Source organism: Pseudomonas sp. GW821-FHT09H03 (genome assembly GCF_059415945.1).
Window position 1 is genome coordinate 161,312 of record NZ_JBWKOF010000006.1, and the last position, 13,431, is coordinate 174,742.

Consider the following 13,431-nt stretch of genomic DNA (forward strand, 5'->3'; position numbering starts at 1 on the left):
TCTAACCTGGAGCTTGTAGCTTGCGGCTCGCCGTTACGGCAAAGCTGCTTCTTTTTGTCGCACCCTCCCAGCGTCTTCCTTTCGGTTCCCCGGATTCGGGTCTAAGCTTGCCCGATGCGGACCGGCAAGCAGCGGGTCCAGGTCGACCTTGACTGATGTGTTCGACGATTTCGTCCGAGGACAGGCCGCAAAGGCCGGTAAAACCGGCTGTCGCGCCAATTGCCTTTGGTCGCTCGATCGTTGCGTTTGAACACACCCCGTTACATCCGACCTGAACCCCTCGCCTTTTGATTGCACCGGGACATTTTGCCCTTGGGCTATTTTGTCCTTACGCGGCGCATGGAAAGGCCGCAGAATCAGCATTTGAAAGCATTGACCAAGGTCATGGCGCGTTGCAATGACCCCCTGCTTTCTCCATACTTGCGGCCGATTTTTAATCCTAATAAAACACCCAAACCGTGGAACCTTAGAATGAGCACAGCAATCAGTCCGACTGCTTATAACTATAAGGTAGTCCGCCAGTTCGCCATCATGACGGTGGTCTGGGGGATCCTTGGCATGGGGCTCGGTGTCTTCATCGCCTCGCAACTGGTCTGGCCGGAGTTGAACTTCGGTCTGCCATGGACGAGCTTTGGACGCCTGCGCCCGTTGCACACCAACCTGGTGATTTTCGCCTTCGGTGGATGTGCACTGTTTGCCACCTCTTATTACGTCGTCCAGCGAACCTGCCAGACGCGACTGATTTCCGACAGCCTCGCGGCCTTCACCTTCTGGGGATGGCAAGCGGTGATCGTCGGTGCCGGCATTACCTTGCCTTTGGGTTTGACCACCAGCAAGGAATACGCCGAACTGGAATGGCCCCTGGCTATTCTGCTGGCCATTGTCTGGGTCACCTACGCTGTGGTGTTCTTCGGCACCATCGTCAAGCGCAAGACCAAGCACATCTATGTCGGTAACTGGTTCTACGGTGCCTTCATCCTGGTGACGGCGATGCTGCACATCGTCAACCACATGTCGCTGCCGGTCAGCCTGTTCAAGTCCTACTCGGCCTACGCCGGTGCGACTGACGCGATGATCCAGTGGTGGTACGGCCACAACGCCGTGGGCTTCTTCCTGACCACCGGCTTCCTGGGGATGATGTACTACTTCGTGCCGAAGCAGGCCGAGCGTCCGATCTACTCCTATCGCCTGTCGATCGTGCACTTCTGGGCACTGATCACCCTGTACATCTGGGCCGGTCCCCACCACTTGCACTACACCGCTTTGCCGGACTGGGCTCAGTCCCTGGGCATGGCAATGTCGATCATCCTGCTGGCGCCAAGCTGGGGCGGCATGATCAACGGCATGATGACCCTGTCGGGCGCCTGGCATAAGCTGCGCACCGACCCGATCCTGCGCTTCCTGGTGGTGTCCCTGGCGTTCTACGGCATGTCGACCTTCGAAGGTCCGATGATGGCGATCAAGACCGTGAACTCCCTGTCGCACTACACCGACTGGACCATCGGCCATGTACACGCCGGTGCCTTGGGCTGGGTTGCAATGATCTCGATCGGCGCGGTCTACCACATGATCCCGAAACTGTTCGGTCGTGCGCAGATGCACAGCACTGGCCTGATCAACACCCACTTCTGGCTCGCGACCATCGGTACCGTGCTCTACATCGCTTCGATGTGGGTCAACGGCATCACCCAGGGCCTGATGTGGCGTGCAATCAACGATGACGGCACCCTCACCTACTCGTTCGTCGAAGCGCTGCAAGCCAGCCACCCGGGCTTCATCGTCCGCGCCCTGGGCGGTGCGTTCTTTGCTGCCGGCATGCTGTTCATGGCTTACAACGTATTCCGTACCGTACGTGCCTCGAACCCGGCAGAAGCCGAAGCCGCCGAACAGATTGCCGTAGTTGGAGCTCACTGATGAAGCATGAAGCAGTCGAGAAGAACATTGGCCTGCTGGCCTTCTTCATGGTCATCGCCGTCAGCATCGGCGGCCTGACCCAGATCGTTCCGCTGTTTTTCCAGGATGTCACCAACAAGCCGGTCGAGGGCATGAAGCCCCGCTCCGCCCTTGAACTGGAAGGCCGGGACGTTTACATCGCCAACGGTTGTGTCGGCTGCCACTCGCAGATGATCCGTCCGTTCCGTGCTGAAACCGAACGCTATGGCCACTACTCCGTTGCCGGTGAAAGCGTCTGGGACCACCCGTTCCTGTGGGGCTCCAAACGTACCGGTCCAGACCTGGCCCGTGTCGGCGGTCGTTACTCCGATGACTGGCAGCGTGCGCACTTGTACAACCCGCGCAACGTCGTGCCTGAGTCGAAAATGCCGGCCTACCCGTTCCTCGTGGAAAACAAGCTCGACGGCAAGGACACCGCGAAGAAAATGGAAGTCTTGCGCACGCTCGGCGTCCCTTACACCGACGAAGACATCGCCGGTGCAAAAGACGCCGTGAAGGGCAAAACCGAAATGGACGCGCTGGTGGCCTATCTGCAAGGCCTGGGCACCATCATCAAAAGCAAACGGTGATCTAAATGGATATCGGGATGATTCGTGGCCTGGGCACCGTTGTTGTGATGGTGGCCTTCATTGGACTGGCACTGTGGGTGTTCAGCCCCAAGCGCAAGTCGGAGTTTGAAGACGCGACCTTGCTGCCTTTCGCGGATGATCCCGAAGCCATCAAGCACGTCGAGCAAGCTTCTAGGAGTAACAAAGAATGACTACATTCTGGAGTCTGTACGTCACAGTCCTCAGTCTCGGTACGATCTTCGCCCTGACCTGGCTGTTGCTGTCGACCCGCAAGGGCCAGCGCAACGAGCAGACGGACGAGACGGTTGGGCACTCCTTCGACGGGATCGAGGAGTACGACAACCCGCTGCCGAAATGGTGGTTCATGCTGTTCGTGGGCACCATCATTTTCGCCCTGGGCTACCTGGCGCTGTACCCGGGCCTGGGCAACTGGAAAGGCCTGCTGCCAGGTTACAACTACCTGGATAACGAAAAGCAGACCGCGTTCGCCAACGGCCAGACCGGCTGGACCGGCGTTCACGAGTGGGAAAAGGAAATGGCCAAATCGGACGCCAAGTTCGGTCCTATCTTCGCCAAGTTCGCTTCCATGCCGATCGAAGAAGTCGCCAAAGACCCGCAAGCCCTGAAGATGGGTGGCCGCCTGTTCGCCTCCAACTGCTCGGTTTGCCACGGCTCCGACGCCAAGGGCGCTTATGGCTTCCCTAACCTGACCGACGCCGACTGGCGCTGGGGTGGCGAACCGGAAGTCATCAAGACCACCATCATGGGCGGCCGTCATGCCGTCATGCCGGCGTGGGCTGAAGTAATCGGCGAGCAAGGCGTTGCCGACGTCGCGGCTTTCGTCGTGACCAACCTCGATGGCCGCAAGCTGCCGGAAGACACCAAGGCTGACCCGGTTGCCGGACAGAAACTGTTCGCCGCCAACTGCGTGGCTTGCCACGGTCCGCAAGGCAAAGGCACCCCAGCGATGGGCGCGCCTGACCTGACCCACCCGGGTGCGTTCATCTATGGATCGAGCTTCGCGCAACTGCAACAGACCATCCGTTACGGCCGTCAGGGCCAGATGCCTGCGCAAGAGCAAATGCAAGGTAACGACAAGGTTCACCTGCTGGCCGCTTACGTCTACAGCTTGTCTCATGGTGAGAAGGCTCCGGCGGAAGATGCCCAGTAAGGCAAACGCTTGAAGCAATAAAAAACGGCCCCTTCAGTGACTGACGGGGCCGTTTTGTTTTGTGCAGCAAACAACGCTAATACTGAACCTCGACGACCGCCTCAAGCTGGCGACCCGGCCAGTAATTGCCCTCCACCCGATTGACCGTCAGTGCTTGCCTGTCCGCGGAAATAGATGCGATCAGATAAGTCTGCCGGATTGCCGAACCGCTGAGAAACACCGGCACATTGCCGAACCGGTCGGACGCATTCCAGTACCGTCCCGAGTGCCAGTGGTAGTGTCCGGCAAACACCGCTGTCACCTTGTAAGCCTGGATCATGGTTCTGAAACGCTCGATCTGCTGCTCACTGCCCATCCAGCCCCGCACCTTGTGCATATTCAGAATGATGATCCGGCCTTGTTGCCGGGCTTTTCGCAGGTCCCTTTCCAGCCAGTCAAGCGCGTCTGTGATCCGCACTTCCAACGGACTGATCAAAGGTGTCCCGGAAAAAAACGTCACGCTGTAAGTCGGCTCATTATTCAACTGCACCAGATGCACGTCACCTATGGTCCTGGAGTACGCCAGACTGCCGTAATAAACATCGGTACGACCTGACACACGCACACCAAAGTCCATGCTGTCTACTTTGCCCCAGTACCGCCCTTTGAAATGCTCGATACTGGTTGCGGCGCAACTATTCAAAAAGCAATTAGCCAAATTCTTTTCATAGTCGCGCTTACCCAACCCATAGTCATAAACGCCCTCCAGTTTCTCCTGCAGAATCGGCATTACCACCGAACGCTGCCAGCCACGACCGTACATTGTAAGGTCGCCATTGATCATGACTGGCACTTGGTCAGGGCCACCAGAATTCCTCCTGAAGTCGGCGATATCCGAATACTGGGCTTCGATCAGAAACTTTGAGCGCTTTTCTCTCTCCGAGTCGGATTCGACCCGCCCGCTCTCAGTGGCGTCGGTCCGAGGGTATTGCGGGTTGGAGGAAAAGACCAAGTGCAGTGGGGAATCATTCTTTTGCGCAGAGTGCGACAGGAACGGCACGATCCAGAGCAGCACCCCCAGCAGCAGGCTGGTTTTTTTATTTGACCACATAGAAATCCATTTCCATTCAAACCAGCAAATAACTACCCATTACGGTGCCAGACCATCTGGAATAACGTGCACTCAGGGTAATAAAACTAACGCAAAAACCCAGCAGCGACCAACCCATCGACGCCCAAAATAATAAGCACAAATTACGATATGAACGGCCTATTACAACTTACAAATTGAAATCAATCCTTATTCGACGAAATCAACAGTAGAAGCTAACTTAAAAGATGGGTCACTGAACAATCCATACCAAATTTACGACCCAAAACTCATTCAATTGAACAAGGAAGTTTGACCATGTCCGAGCAAAACATTACCGATATCGAATCCGATCATATCGAACAGCAAACTGAAACCGAAAACCCACCTTGCGCGCAAGCTGACAAATCCACGACTCCAACGCGCAAGCCCAGGTCCATTATCGACAGGGCTAACAGCGCTCCCAGCCAGGGCGGGAACCACACAGGTGGAATAGACTCCCTGGGCGGCGGTCGCCTGCCTTGAGCATCTCCAACCCTGGAGATTGAGTCGCGCGCATCCGGATTGCAGTACCCACGTACTGCAATCCCTGGCAAGGCCAGGCCATTAGGGCGCAAGATCAATCGTCTATAGTCAATTGACCTGCATCATGATTTGTTACATTTGCTACACCATCCAGGTTTTTTCCCCAACGCGACCAAAGGTCGCACCCGCAGGCTAGAGCGACAGGCGTATCATTGCGCCACTGCAATACCCCTTTTTGACCGCGGTCGGCACGTATCGACCGAGGCATTTTTCCACTGCCGTGGGATGCAATGATGAGCAACCAGATTCCGGTACACGACGTCACGCCCCCCACCAGGAACGCCAACAACAGCGTCGACCTATACGCCTCTCGAGAAAAAATCTACACCCGCGCCTTCACAGGGCTGTTCCGCAACCTGCGGATGGCTGGCGGTGCCGCGCTGTTCCTGCTGTATTTCGGTACGGTATGGATCAATTGGGGCGGACACCAGGCCGTCTGGTGGAACGTACCGGAACGCAAGTTCTTCATTTTCGGCGCCACCTTCTGGCCCCAGGACTTCATACTTCTGTCCGGCATGTTGATCATCGCCGCCTTCGGCCTGTTCTTCATCACCGTCTACGCCGGACGGGTCTGGTGTGGCTATACCTGCCCGCAAAGCGTATGGACATGGATTTTCATGTGGTGCGAAAAGGTCACCGAAGGCGACCGCAACCAGCGCATCAAGCTCGACAAGGCGCCGATGAGTGCCAACAAATTCCTGCGCAAGTTCAGCAAACACAGTCTTTGGTTGCTGATTGGCTTTGTCACCGGCATGACCTTCGTCGGTTACTTCTCGCCGATCCGTGAACTGGTGATCGACTTCTTCACCGGCCAGGCCGATGGCTGGTCGTATTTCTGGGTCGGGTTCTTCACCCTCGCCACCTACGGCAATGCCGGCTGGCTGCGCGAACAGGTGTGCATCTACATGTGTCCGTACGCACGCTTCCAGAGCGTGATGTTCGACAAGGACACCCTGATCGTTTCCTACGATCCGCGCCGTGGCGAAGGCCGTGGGCCGCGCAAGAAAGGCGTCGACTACAAGGCCCAGGGCCTGGGTGATTGCATCGACTGCACCATGTGCGTCCAGGTCTGCCCGACCGGCATCGATATCCGCGATGGCCTGCAAATCGAATGCATCGGCTGCGCTGCCTGCATCGATGCCTGCGACGCCATCATGGACAAGATGGACTACCCGCGGGGGCTGATCAGCTACACCACGGAGCACAACCTCTCCGGGCAGAAAACCCATAAACTGCGCCCGCGCCTGATCGGTTATGCCCTGGTGCTGCTGGCGATGATCAGCTTGCTGGTGACCGCGTTCTTCATGCGTTCGCTGGTGGGTTTCGACGTCAGCAAGGACCGCGTGTTGTATCGCGAGAACGCCGAAGGCCGGATCGAAAACGTCTACAGTCTGAAAATCATGAACAAGGACCAGCGCGATCACAGGTACGTGCTGGAAGCCACCGGCCTGCCGGATCTCAGGCTGCAGGGTCGACGCGAGATCAAGGTCGCGGCCGGCGAGATCGTCAGCCAGCCGGCGGAGCTGTCCGTCGCGCCGGAAAAACTGCCGTCGAGCACCAACGAGGTGAAATTCATCCTCAAGGATGCCGATGACGACAGTGTTCAAGTTGAAGCCAAGAGCCGGTTCATCGGCCCACAAATTCGTTGAGAGAATTGATCATGCCCGCAGCAAACGCCGCAAGCCCCTGGTACAAGCACCTCTGGCCGTGGATCATCATCGGGATCCTGGCCTGCTCGGTGGCTCTGACCTTGTCCATGGTGACCATTGCGGTGAAAAATCCGGACAACCTGGTCAACGACAACTATTACGAGGCAGGGAAAGGCATCAACCGCTCCCTGGACCGCGAACTGCTGGCCCAGACCCTGCAGATGCGCGCCAGCATTCATCTGGATGACGTCACCGGCGAAGTGGATTTGCGCCTGAGCGGCATCAGCCAGCCCAAGACCCTGGAACTGAACCTGATTTCGCCGACCCAGCCGGAGAAGGATCGCAAGATCACCCTGGCCCGCAGCGACAGCGAGCAGGGCCGCTACATTGGGCAACTGAGCGACAAGATCGAAGGTCGACGTTTTGTCGAATTGCTCGGCACTCAGGACGACCACATCTGGCGCATGTTCGAGGAAGAACTGGTCAGCCATGACAAGGATCTGTTGCTGGGCGACGAGCCGTTGCAGGGCGCGGAAGACCTGAAGAAATAAAGCCGCGCTTCGCGCATCGCGAGCAAGCCCGCTCCCACAGTTGATCAATGTCGTGCAAAGATTTTGCATACGCCCATGATCCCTGTGGGAGCGGGCTTGGTCCGGGCGGCGTTCCGACGAAGAGGCCTTACTTGACGACAGAGATCCTGCGGCATTAATGAAAACCCCATGACCACCCCACTCCCCTGCTACCACTGCGCTCTGCCCGTCCCGTCCGGCAGCCGCTTCACCGCCGTCGTGCTCGGGGACACCCGCGAATTCTGCTGCCCGGGATGCCAGGCCGTGGCCCAAGCCATTGTCGCCGGTGGGCTGGAAAGCTATTACCAGCATCGCAGCGAAGCCTCGGCCAATCCCGAAGCGTTACCGGTGCAACTGGTGGACGAACTGGCGCTGTACGACCGCGCCGACGTGCAGCAACCCTTTGTCCGCCACGAAGGCGAACTGGCCGAAACCACGCTGCTGATGGAAGGCATCAGTTGCGCCGCCTGTGGCTGGTTGATCGAAAAACACTTGCGCGCCCTGCCGGCGGTGGCCGAGGCGCGCCTGAACCTGTCCAACCATCGCCTGCATGTGCGCTGGGCCGACGCGCAATTGCCCCTGAGCCAGGTGCTCAGCGAACTGCGTCACATCGGTTACGCCGCGCACCCCTACCAGGCCGACCGCGCCAGCGAACAACTTGCCAGCGAAAACCGCCTGGCCCTGCGTCAACTCGGCGTTGCCGGGTTGCTGTGGTTCCAGGCGATGATGGCGACCATGGCGACCTGGCCGGAATTCAACATCGACCTCAGCCCGGAACTGCACACCATCCTGCGCTGGGTCGCACTGTTTCTCACCACCCCGATCGTTTTCTACAGTTGCGCCCCCTTCTTCAAAGGCGCCATGCGTGATCTGCGTACCCGCCACCTGACCATGGATGTCTCGGTGTCGCTGGCCATCGGCAGCGCCTACATCGCCGGGATCTGGACCTCGATCACCGGGGTCGGCGAACTGTATTTCGACGCCGTCGGCATGTTTGCCCTGTTCCTGCTCGCCGGGCGCTATCTGGAGCGCCGGGCCCGGGAACGCACGGCCGCCGCCACCGCGCAGTTGGTCAATCTTTTGCCCGCCTCGTGCCTGCGCCTGACGCCCGATGGCCAGAGCGAACGCATTCTGCTCAGCGAACTGCGCGTCGGCGATCAGGTGCTGGTTCATCCGGGCGCCATTCTTCCCGCTGACGGCAAGATCCTCGACGGCCAGTCAAGCGTCGACGAATCGCTGCTGACGGGCGAATACCTGCCGCAACCGCGAACCCTCGGCGATGCCGTTACCGCCGGCACCCTCAATGTCGAAGGCGCACTGACGGTCGAGGTCCAGGCCCTCGGCCAGGACACCCGCCTCTCGGCGATCGTGCGCCTGCTCGATCGCGCACAGGCCGAAAAACCACGCCTGGCGGAAATTGCCGATCGCGCCGCGCAATGGTTCCTGTTGCTGTCGTTGGTCGCTGCCGCCGCCATCGGCCTGCTGTGGTGGCAGCTCGACCCGTCCCGGGCCTTCTGGATAGTGCTGGCGATGCTCGTGGCGACCTGCCCCTGTGCCTTGTCCCTGGCCACTCCGACCGCCCTGACTGCAGCGACCGGCACCCTGCACAAACTCGGCCTGCTGCTGACCCGCGGCCATGTGCTGGAAGGCTTGAACCAGATCGACACGGTGATTTTCGACAAGACCGGCACCCTCACCGAAGGTCGCCTGGCATTACGTTCGATTCGCCCTCTCGGTGCGCTGGACAGCGATCAATGCCTGAGCCTCGCCGCCGCGCTGGAAAACCGCTCCGAACACCCGATCGCCCGAGCCTTCGGACGCGCGCCTCAGGCCGCCGACGAGGTTCACAGCACCCCGGGCCTTGGCCTGGAAGGGGTGGTCGGCTTGCAACGCCTGCGTATTGGCCAGCCCGGTTTTGTCTGCCAGCTCAGTGGCGCCGAAATACCCGTTATGCCTGATGAACCCGGGCAATGGCTGCTGCTCGGCGACAGTCAGGGGCCGCTGGCCTGGCTGGTGCTCGACGACCGCTTGCGCGCTGATGCACCGGCGCTGCTGGCGGCTTGCAAGGCCCGAGGCTGGCGGACGCTGTTGCTGTCCGGCGACAGCTCGCCGATGGTCGCCAGTGTCGCCGCGCAACTGGGCATCGATGAAACACAGGGCGGCTTGCGCCCTGACGATAAGCTGCAGGTCCTGCAACAACTGCATAAAGAAGGTCGCAAAGTGCTGATGCTGGGGGACGGAGTCAACGATGTGCCAGTACTGGCCGCCGCCGACATCAGCGTCGCCATGGGTTCGGCCACCGACCTGGCGAAAACCAGCGCCGACGCCGTGTTGCTGTCCAATCGACTCGACGCACTGGTGCAGGCCTTCAGCCTGGCGCGCCGCACCCGTCGGGTGATTATCGAGAACCTGCTGTGGGCTGCGCTGTACAATGGCCTCATGTTGCCGTTCGCCGCGCTCGGCTGGATCACCCCGGTGTGGGCTGCTGTCGGTATGTCCATCAGTTCGTTGACCGTGGTGTTGAACGCCCTGCGCCTGACCCGCCTGCCCGGCGCGCCGGATGCCCACGCCACGCCAGAAACCCGCCCGCTGCCGGCCTGAGCCGCGCGAGCATGGAGTCCAGATGCCAGCTCTCTACGTGATGATCCCGGCCGCCCTGCTGCTCGTAGCCATCGCCGTCTACATTTTCTTCTGGGCGGTGGACAGCGGCCAGTACGACGACCTTGACGGCCCGGCCCACAGCATCCTCTTCGACGATCAGGACCCGAAGCACACCGCAGCCGTCGACGAGGCCAGCGGCCATCCGGCCAAACCGGACGACAAGGCGCCACCCCATGCTTGAACTGGCGCCACTGCTGGTGTCTGCGGTAATTCTCGGCCTGCTCGGCGGCGGGCATTGCCTGGGTATGTGTGGCGGCCTGATGGGCGCGTTGACCCTGGCGATTCCCAAGGAACAGCGCAGCCGCCGCTTTCGCCTGTTGCTGGCCTACAACCTGGGGCGAATCCTCAGTTATGCCTGCGCCGGATTGCTCATCGGCCTGGCCGGCTGGGCGGTGGCCAACAGCCCGGCAGCGTTGATAATGCGCGTGCTCGCCGGCCTGCTGCTGATCGCCATGGGCCTGTATCTGGCCGGCTGGTGGAGCGGCCTGACCCGCATCGAAAGCCTCGGTCGCGGCCTGTGGCGACATATCCAGCCCGTGGCGAACAAACTGCTGCCGGTGTCGAGCGTACCCCGTGCGTTATTGCTGGGCGCTCTCTGGGGCTGGCTGCCTTGCGGCCTGGTTTACAGCACATTGCTGTGGTCAGCCAGCCAGGGCAATGCCCTGGACAGCGCATTGTTGATGCTCGCCTTCGGGCTGGGTACCTGGCCGGTGTTGCTCGCCACCGGCCTGGCCGCCGAACGCGTCACGGCGCTGTTGCGCAAACGCAGCGTGCGCATGGCCGGCGGGTTGCTGGTGATGCTGTTCGGCATCTGGACCTTGCCGGGGCCGCATCAGCATTGGTTGATGGGGCATTAAAGGGCAAGATCTTTTGACGTTTAGACTTTGATGCAAGTCAAGATGCCCAACCGCTCCGCCCACTAGACTAGCCGAAAAATGCCAGTCCACCCGGGGGGAACGCCCGCATGATGCTCGACGCCATTCGTTGGGACACCGATCTGATCCACCGCTATGACCTTGCGGGACCGCGCTACACCTCCTACCCGACCGCCATGCAATTCAACCCTCAGGTGGGCAGCTTCGACCTGTTCCATGCGCTGCGTGAGAGCCGCAAGGCCCAGCGACCTCTGTCGCTGTACGTACACGTGCCGTTTTGCGCGAACATCTGCTACTACTGCGGCTGCAACAAAGTCATCACCAAGGACCGCGGCCGTGCGGCCCCCTATTTGCGCCGCCTGGAGCAGGAAATCCAGCTGATCGCCCGCCATCTGGACCCCACGCAAAAAGTCGAGCAACTGCATTTCGGCGGTGGCACTCCGACCTTTCTCAGCCACGACGAACTGCGCCAGCTGATGACGCATCTGCGCAAACACTTCAACCTGCTCGATGACGACTCTGGCGACTACGGCATCGAAATCGACCCTCGCGAGGCCGATTGGTCGACCATGGGCCTGCTGCGCGAGTTGGGCTTCAATCGGGTCAGTATCGGCCTGCAAGACCTTGACCCCGCCGTACAGCGCGCGGTCAATCGCATGCAAAGCCTGGAAGAAACCCGTGCGGTGATCGACGCAGCCCGCACCCTGCAGTTTCGCTCGATCAACATTGACCTGATTTACGGCCTGCCGAAACAGACGCCGGAGAATTTCGCCCGCACCGTCGAAGAAGTCATCAACCTGCAACCGGATCGCCTGTCGGTGTTCAATTACGCGCACCTGCCGGAGCGCTTCATGCCACAACGACGGATCAACGTCGCAGAACTGCCAAGCCCGGCACAGAAACTGGAGATCCTGCAACGCACCATCGAACAGCTGACCGCTGCCGGTTACCGCTACATCGGCATGGATCACTTCGCCCTGCCCGACGATGAACTGGCGATCGCCCAGGAGGAGTCAACCCTGCAACGCAACTTCCAGGGTTACACCACCCATGGTCATTGCGACTTGATCGGCCTGGGCGTATCGGCCATCAGTCAGATCGGCGACCTTTACTGCCAGAACAGCAGCGACCTGAGCGAGTACCAGAACGCACTCGCTTCATCGCAGCTGGCAACCAGCCGCGGCCTGCTGTGCGACGCCGACGATCGCCTGCGGCGCGCGGTCATCCAGCAATTGATCTGCCAATTCAGCCTGGAATTCAGCGAGATCGAGCAGGTGTTCAACATCGATTTTCAAGGCTACTTCGGCGAGCTCTGGCCGCAACTGCAGGACATGGCCAACGACGGGCTGATCGAACTCGATAGCGACCGAATCACAGTATTGCCTGCCGGGCGACTGTTGGTGCGCTCAGTGTGTATGGTCTTCGACGCATACCTTGCACAACACGGCTATCAGCGGTTTTCACGAGTCATCTAGACTGGCGTGACAAAACCGCCACAGGCTGGCCTCAATGTCCTTGGGTGGGTTACCCTTACACCTAATGTGTGATTTCCCACAAGGATTGAAGAAATGTCCGAGCCAGTCAAACTGCGCACCCACACTCAGGCACACTGCAAGGACTGCAGCCTCGCGCCTCTCTGCCTGCCACTTTCGCTGAATCTGGAAGACATGGATGCGCTGGACGACATTGTCAAACGGGGCCGCCCGCTGAAAAAGGGCGAGTTTCTGTTCCGCCAGGGCGATACCTTTGATTCCGTCTACGCGGTACGCTCCGGCGCCCTGAAAACGTTCAGCCTCAGTGATTCCGGCGAAGAGCAGCTCACCGGTTTCCATCTGCCAAGCGAATTGGTCGGCCTGTCAGGCATGGACACCGAAAAGCATCCGGTATCGGCACAAGCTCTTGAGACGACCTCGGTCTGTGAAATTCCGTTCGAACGCCTCGATGAACTGGCCATGCAACTGCCACAACTGCGTCGCCAATTGATGCGTGTGATGAGCCGCGAGATCCGTGACGACCAGCAGATGATGCTGCTGCTGTCGAAAAAAACCGCCGACGAGCGCATCGCCACTTTCCTCGTTAATCTCTCGGCGCGCTTTCGTGCCCGGGGCTTTTCTGCCAATCAGTTCCGCCTGAGTATGTCGCGCAACGAAATCGGCAACTACCTGGGCCTGGCCGTGGAGACCGTTTCCCGCGTCTTTACGCGCTTCCAGCAGAACGAATTGATCGCCGCCGAAGGCAAGGAGATCCACATCCTTGATCCTATCGAGCTCTGCGCCCTGGCCGGTGGCTCGGTGGATAGCTGATACAAATCATTGCGGCTGAGCGAAACG

General features: G+C 59.7%; 13 protein-coding genes. 12 read left to right on the forward strand and 1 reads right to left on the reverse strand.

What is annotated here, in order from left to right; genetic code table 11:
- Window positions 1-471: 471 nt before the first annotated feature.
- From ccoN to ccoP, 4 genes are read left to right on the forward strand one after another with little or no spacing between them, the layout of a single operon-like run.
- Window positions 472-1,914: a cytochrome-c oxidase, cbb3-type subunit I gene (ccoN, locus tag AC07OG_RS10585; protein WP_060539771.1), complete on the forward strand. Its 1,443-nt coding sequence runs from the start codon at window positions 472-474 to the stop codon at window positions 1,912-1,914.
- Window positions 1,914-2,522, forward strand: a complete 609-nt coding sequence (gene ccoO / locus AC07OG_RS10590; protein ID WP_024164411.1) for a cytochrome-c oxidase, cbb3-type subunit II — start codon at window positions 1,914-1,916, stop codon at window positions 2,520-2,522. Before ccoN ends, ccoO begins: the two co-directional genes overlap by 1 nt.
- A 5-nt stretch (window positions 2,523-2,527) precedes the next feature.
- The gene (locus AC07OG_RS10595) at window positions 2,528-2,713 is read left to right on the forward strand and encodes a CcoQ/FixQ family Cbb3-type cytochrome c oxidase assembly chaperone (protein WP_003175465.1); all 186 of its coding nucleotides are present in this window, start codon (window positions 2,528-2,530) and stop codon (window positions 2,711-2,713) included.
- Window positions 2,710-3,693 (forward strand): cytochrome-c oxidase, cbb3-type subunit III, encoded by a 984-nt coding sequence (gene ccoP / locus AC07OG_RS10600; RefSeq protein WP_495066986.1) that lies wholly within the window; start codon window positions 2,710-2,712, stop codon window positions 3,691-3,693. Before AC07OG_RS10595 ends, ccoP begins: the two co-directional genes overlap by 4 nt.
- Before the next feature lie 76 nt (window positions 3,694-3,769).
- On the opposite strand, the gene AC07OG_RS10605 is transcribed toward ccoP, so the two are convergent.
- Window positions 3,770-4,783, reverse strand: a complete 1,014-nt coding sequence (locus AC07OG_RS10605) for a metallophosphoesterase family protein (protein WP_495066987.1) — start codon at window positions 4,781-4,783, stop codon at window positions 3,770-3,772.
- Window positions 4,784-5,080: 297 nt separating this feature from the next.
- Here AC07OG_RS10605 and AC07OG_RS10610 point away from each other — a divergent pair, with 297 nt between their 5' ends.
- The 8 genes from AC07OG_RS10610 to fnr all read left to right on the forward strand — a co-directional run bounded on the left by AC07OG_RS10610 (window position 5,081) and on the right by fnr (window position 13,404).
- Window positions 5,081-5,287 (forward strand): hypothetical protein, encoded by a 207-nt coding sequence (locus tag AC07OG_RS10610; protein WP_060539774.1) that lies wholly within the window; start codon window positions 5,081-5,083, stop codon window positions 5,285-5,287.
- A gap of 293 nt (window positions 5,288-5,580) precedes the next feature.
- Complete coding sequence (gene ccoG, locus AC07OG_RS10615) at window positions 5,581-6,996, forward strand: cytochrome c oxidase accessory protein CcoG (protein ID WP_218424503.1); 1,416 nt, start codon at window positions 5,581-5,583, stop codon at window positions 6,994-6,996.
- Between the two features lie 11 nt (window positions 6,997-7,007).
- Complete coding sequence (locus tag AC07OG_RS10620) at window positions 7,008-7,547, forward strand: FixH family protein (protein WP_060539776.1); 540 nt, start codon at window positions 7,008-7,010, stop codon at window positions 7,545-7,547.
- Window positions 7,548-7,715: 168 nt separating this feature from the next.
- Window positions 7,716-10,166 carry a heavy metal translocating P-type ATPase gene (locus AC07OG_RS10625; RefSeq protein ID WP_495066988.1) on the forward strand — a complete coding sequence of 817 codons (2,451 nt, stop codon included), beginning with the start codon at window positions 7,716-7,718 and terminating at the stop codon, window positions 10,164-10,166.
- Between the two features lie 22 nt (window positions 10,167-10,188).
- On the forward strand, window positions 10,189-10,407 hold the full coding sequence (gene ccoS, locus AC07OG_RS10630) for a cbb3-type cytochrome oxidase assembly protein CcoS (protein ID WP_060539778.1): 219 nt from the start codon (window positions 10,189-10,191) through the stop codon (window positions 10,405-10,407).
- A complete protein-coding gene (locus AC07OG_RS10635; protein WP_060539779.1) occupies window positions 10,400-11,083 on the forward strand; it encodes a sulfite exporter TauE/SafE family protein in 684 nt (227 codons plus the stop codon). The genes ccoS and AC07OG_RS10635 overlap by 8 nt, the downstream gene beginning before the upstream one ends.
- 110 nt (window positions 11,084-11,193) lie before the next feature.
- On the forward strand, window positions 11,194-12,576 hold the full coding sequence (gene hemN / locus AC07OG_RS10640; protein ID WP_495067069.1) for an oxygen-independent coproporphyrinogen III oxidase: 1,383 nt from the start codon (window positions 11,194-11,196) through the stop codon (window positions 12,574-12,576).
- Window positions 12,577-12,669: 93 nt separating this feature from the next.
- Complete coding sequence (fnr, locus tag AC07OG_RS10645; protein ID WP_218424505.1) at window positions 12,670-13,404, forward strand: fumarate/nitrate reduction transcriptional regulator Fnr; 735 nt, start codon at window positions 12,670-12,672, stop codon at window positions 13,402-13,404.
- Window positions 13,405-13,431: the final 27 nt, after the last annotated feature.

Bases quoted from the DNA above. Each gene is read 5' to 3' on its own strand.
- ccoP (WP_495066986.1), top strand. From the start codon at position 2,710: ATGACTACATTCTGGAGTCTGTACGTCACAGTCCTCAGTCTCGGTACG.
- AC07OG_RS10625 (WP_495066988.1), top strand. From the start codon at position 7,716: ATGACCACCCCACTCCCCTGCTACCACTGCGCTCTGCCCGTCCCGTCC.
- AC07OG_RS10620 (WP_060539776.1), top strand. From the start codon at position 7,008: ATGCCCGCAGCAAACGCCGCAAGCCCCTGGTACAAGCACCTCTGGCCG.
- ccoS (WP_060539778.1), top strand. From the start codon at position 10,189: ATGCCAGCTCTCTACGTGATGATCCCGGCCGCCCTGCTGCTCGTAGCC.
- AC07OG_RS10605 (WP_495066987.1), bottom strand. From the start codon at position 4,783: ATGTGGTCAAATAAAAAAACCAGCCTGCTGCTGGGGGTGCTGCTCTGG.
- AC07OG_RS10610 (WP_060539774.1), top strand. From the start codon at position 5,081: ATGTCCGAGCAAAACATTACCGATATCGAATCCGATCATATCGAACAG.
- ccoO (WP_024164411.1), top strand. From the start codon at position 1,914: ATGAAGCATGAAGCAGTCGAGAAGAACATTGGCCTGCTGGCCTTCTTC.
- fnr (WP_218424505.1), top strand. From the start codon at position 12,670: ATGTCCGAGCCAGTCAAACTGCGCACCCACACTCAGGCACACTGCAAG.
- ccoG (WP_218424503.1), top strand. From the start codon at position 5,581: ATGAGCAACCAGATTCCGGTACACGACGTCACGCCCCCCACCAGGAAC.
- hemN (WP_495067069.1), top strand. From the start codon at position 11,194: ATGCTCGACGCCATTCGTTGGGACACCGATCTGATCCACCGCTATGAC.
- AC07OG_RS10595 (WP_003175465.1), top strand. From the start codon at position 2,528: ATGGATATCGGGATGATTCGTGGCCTGGGCACCGTTGTTGTGATGGTG.
- ccoN (WP_060539771.1), top strand. From the start codon at position 472: ATGAGCACAGCAATCAGTCCGACTGCTTATAACTATAAGGTAGTCCGC.
- AC07OG_RS10635 (WP_060539779.1), top strand. From the start codon at position 10,400: ATGCTTGAACTGGCGCCACTGCTGGTGTCTGCGGTAATTCTCGGCCTG.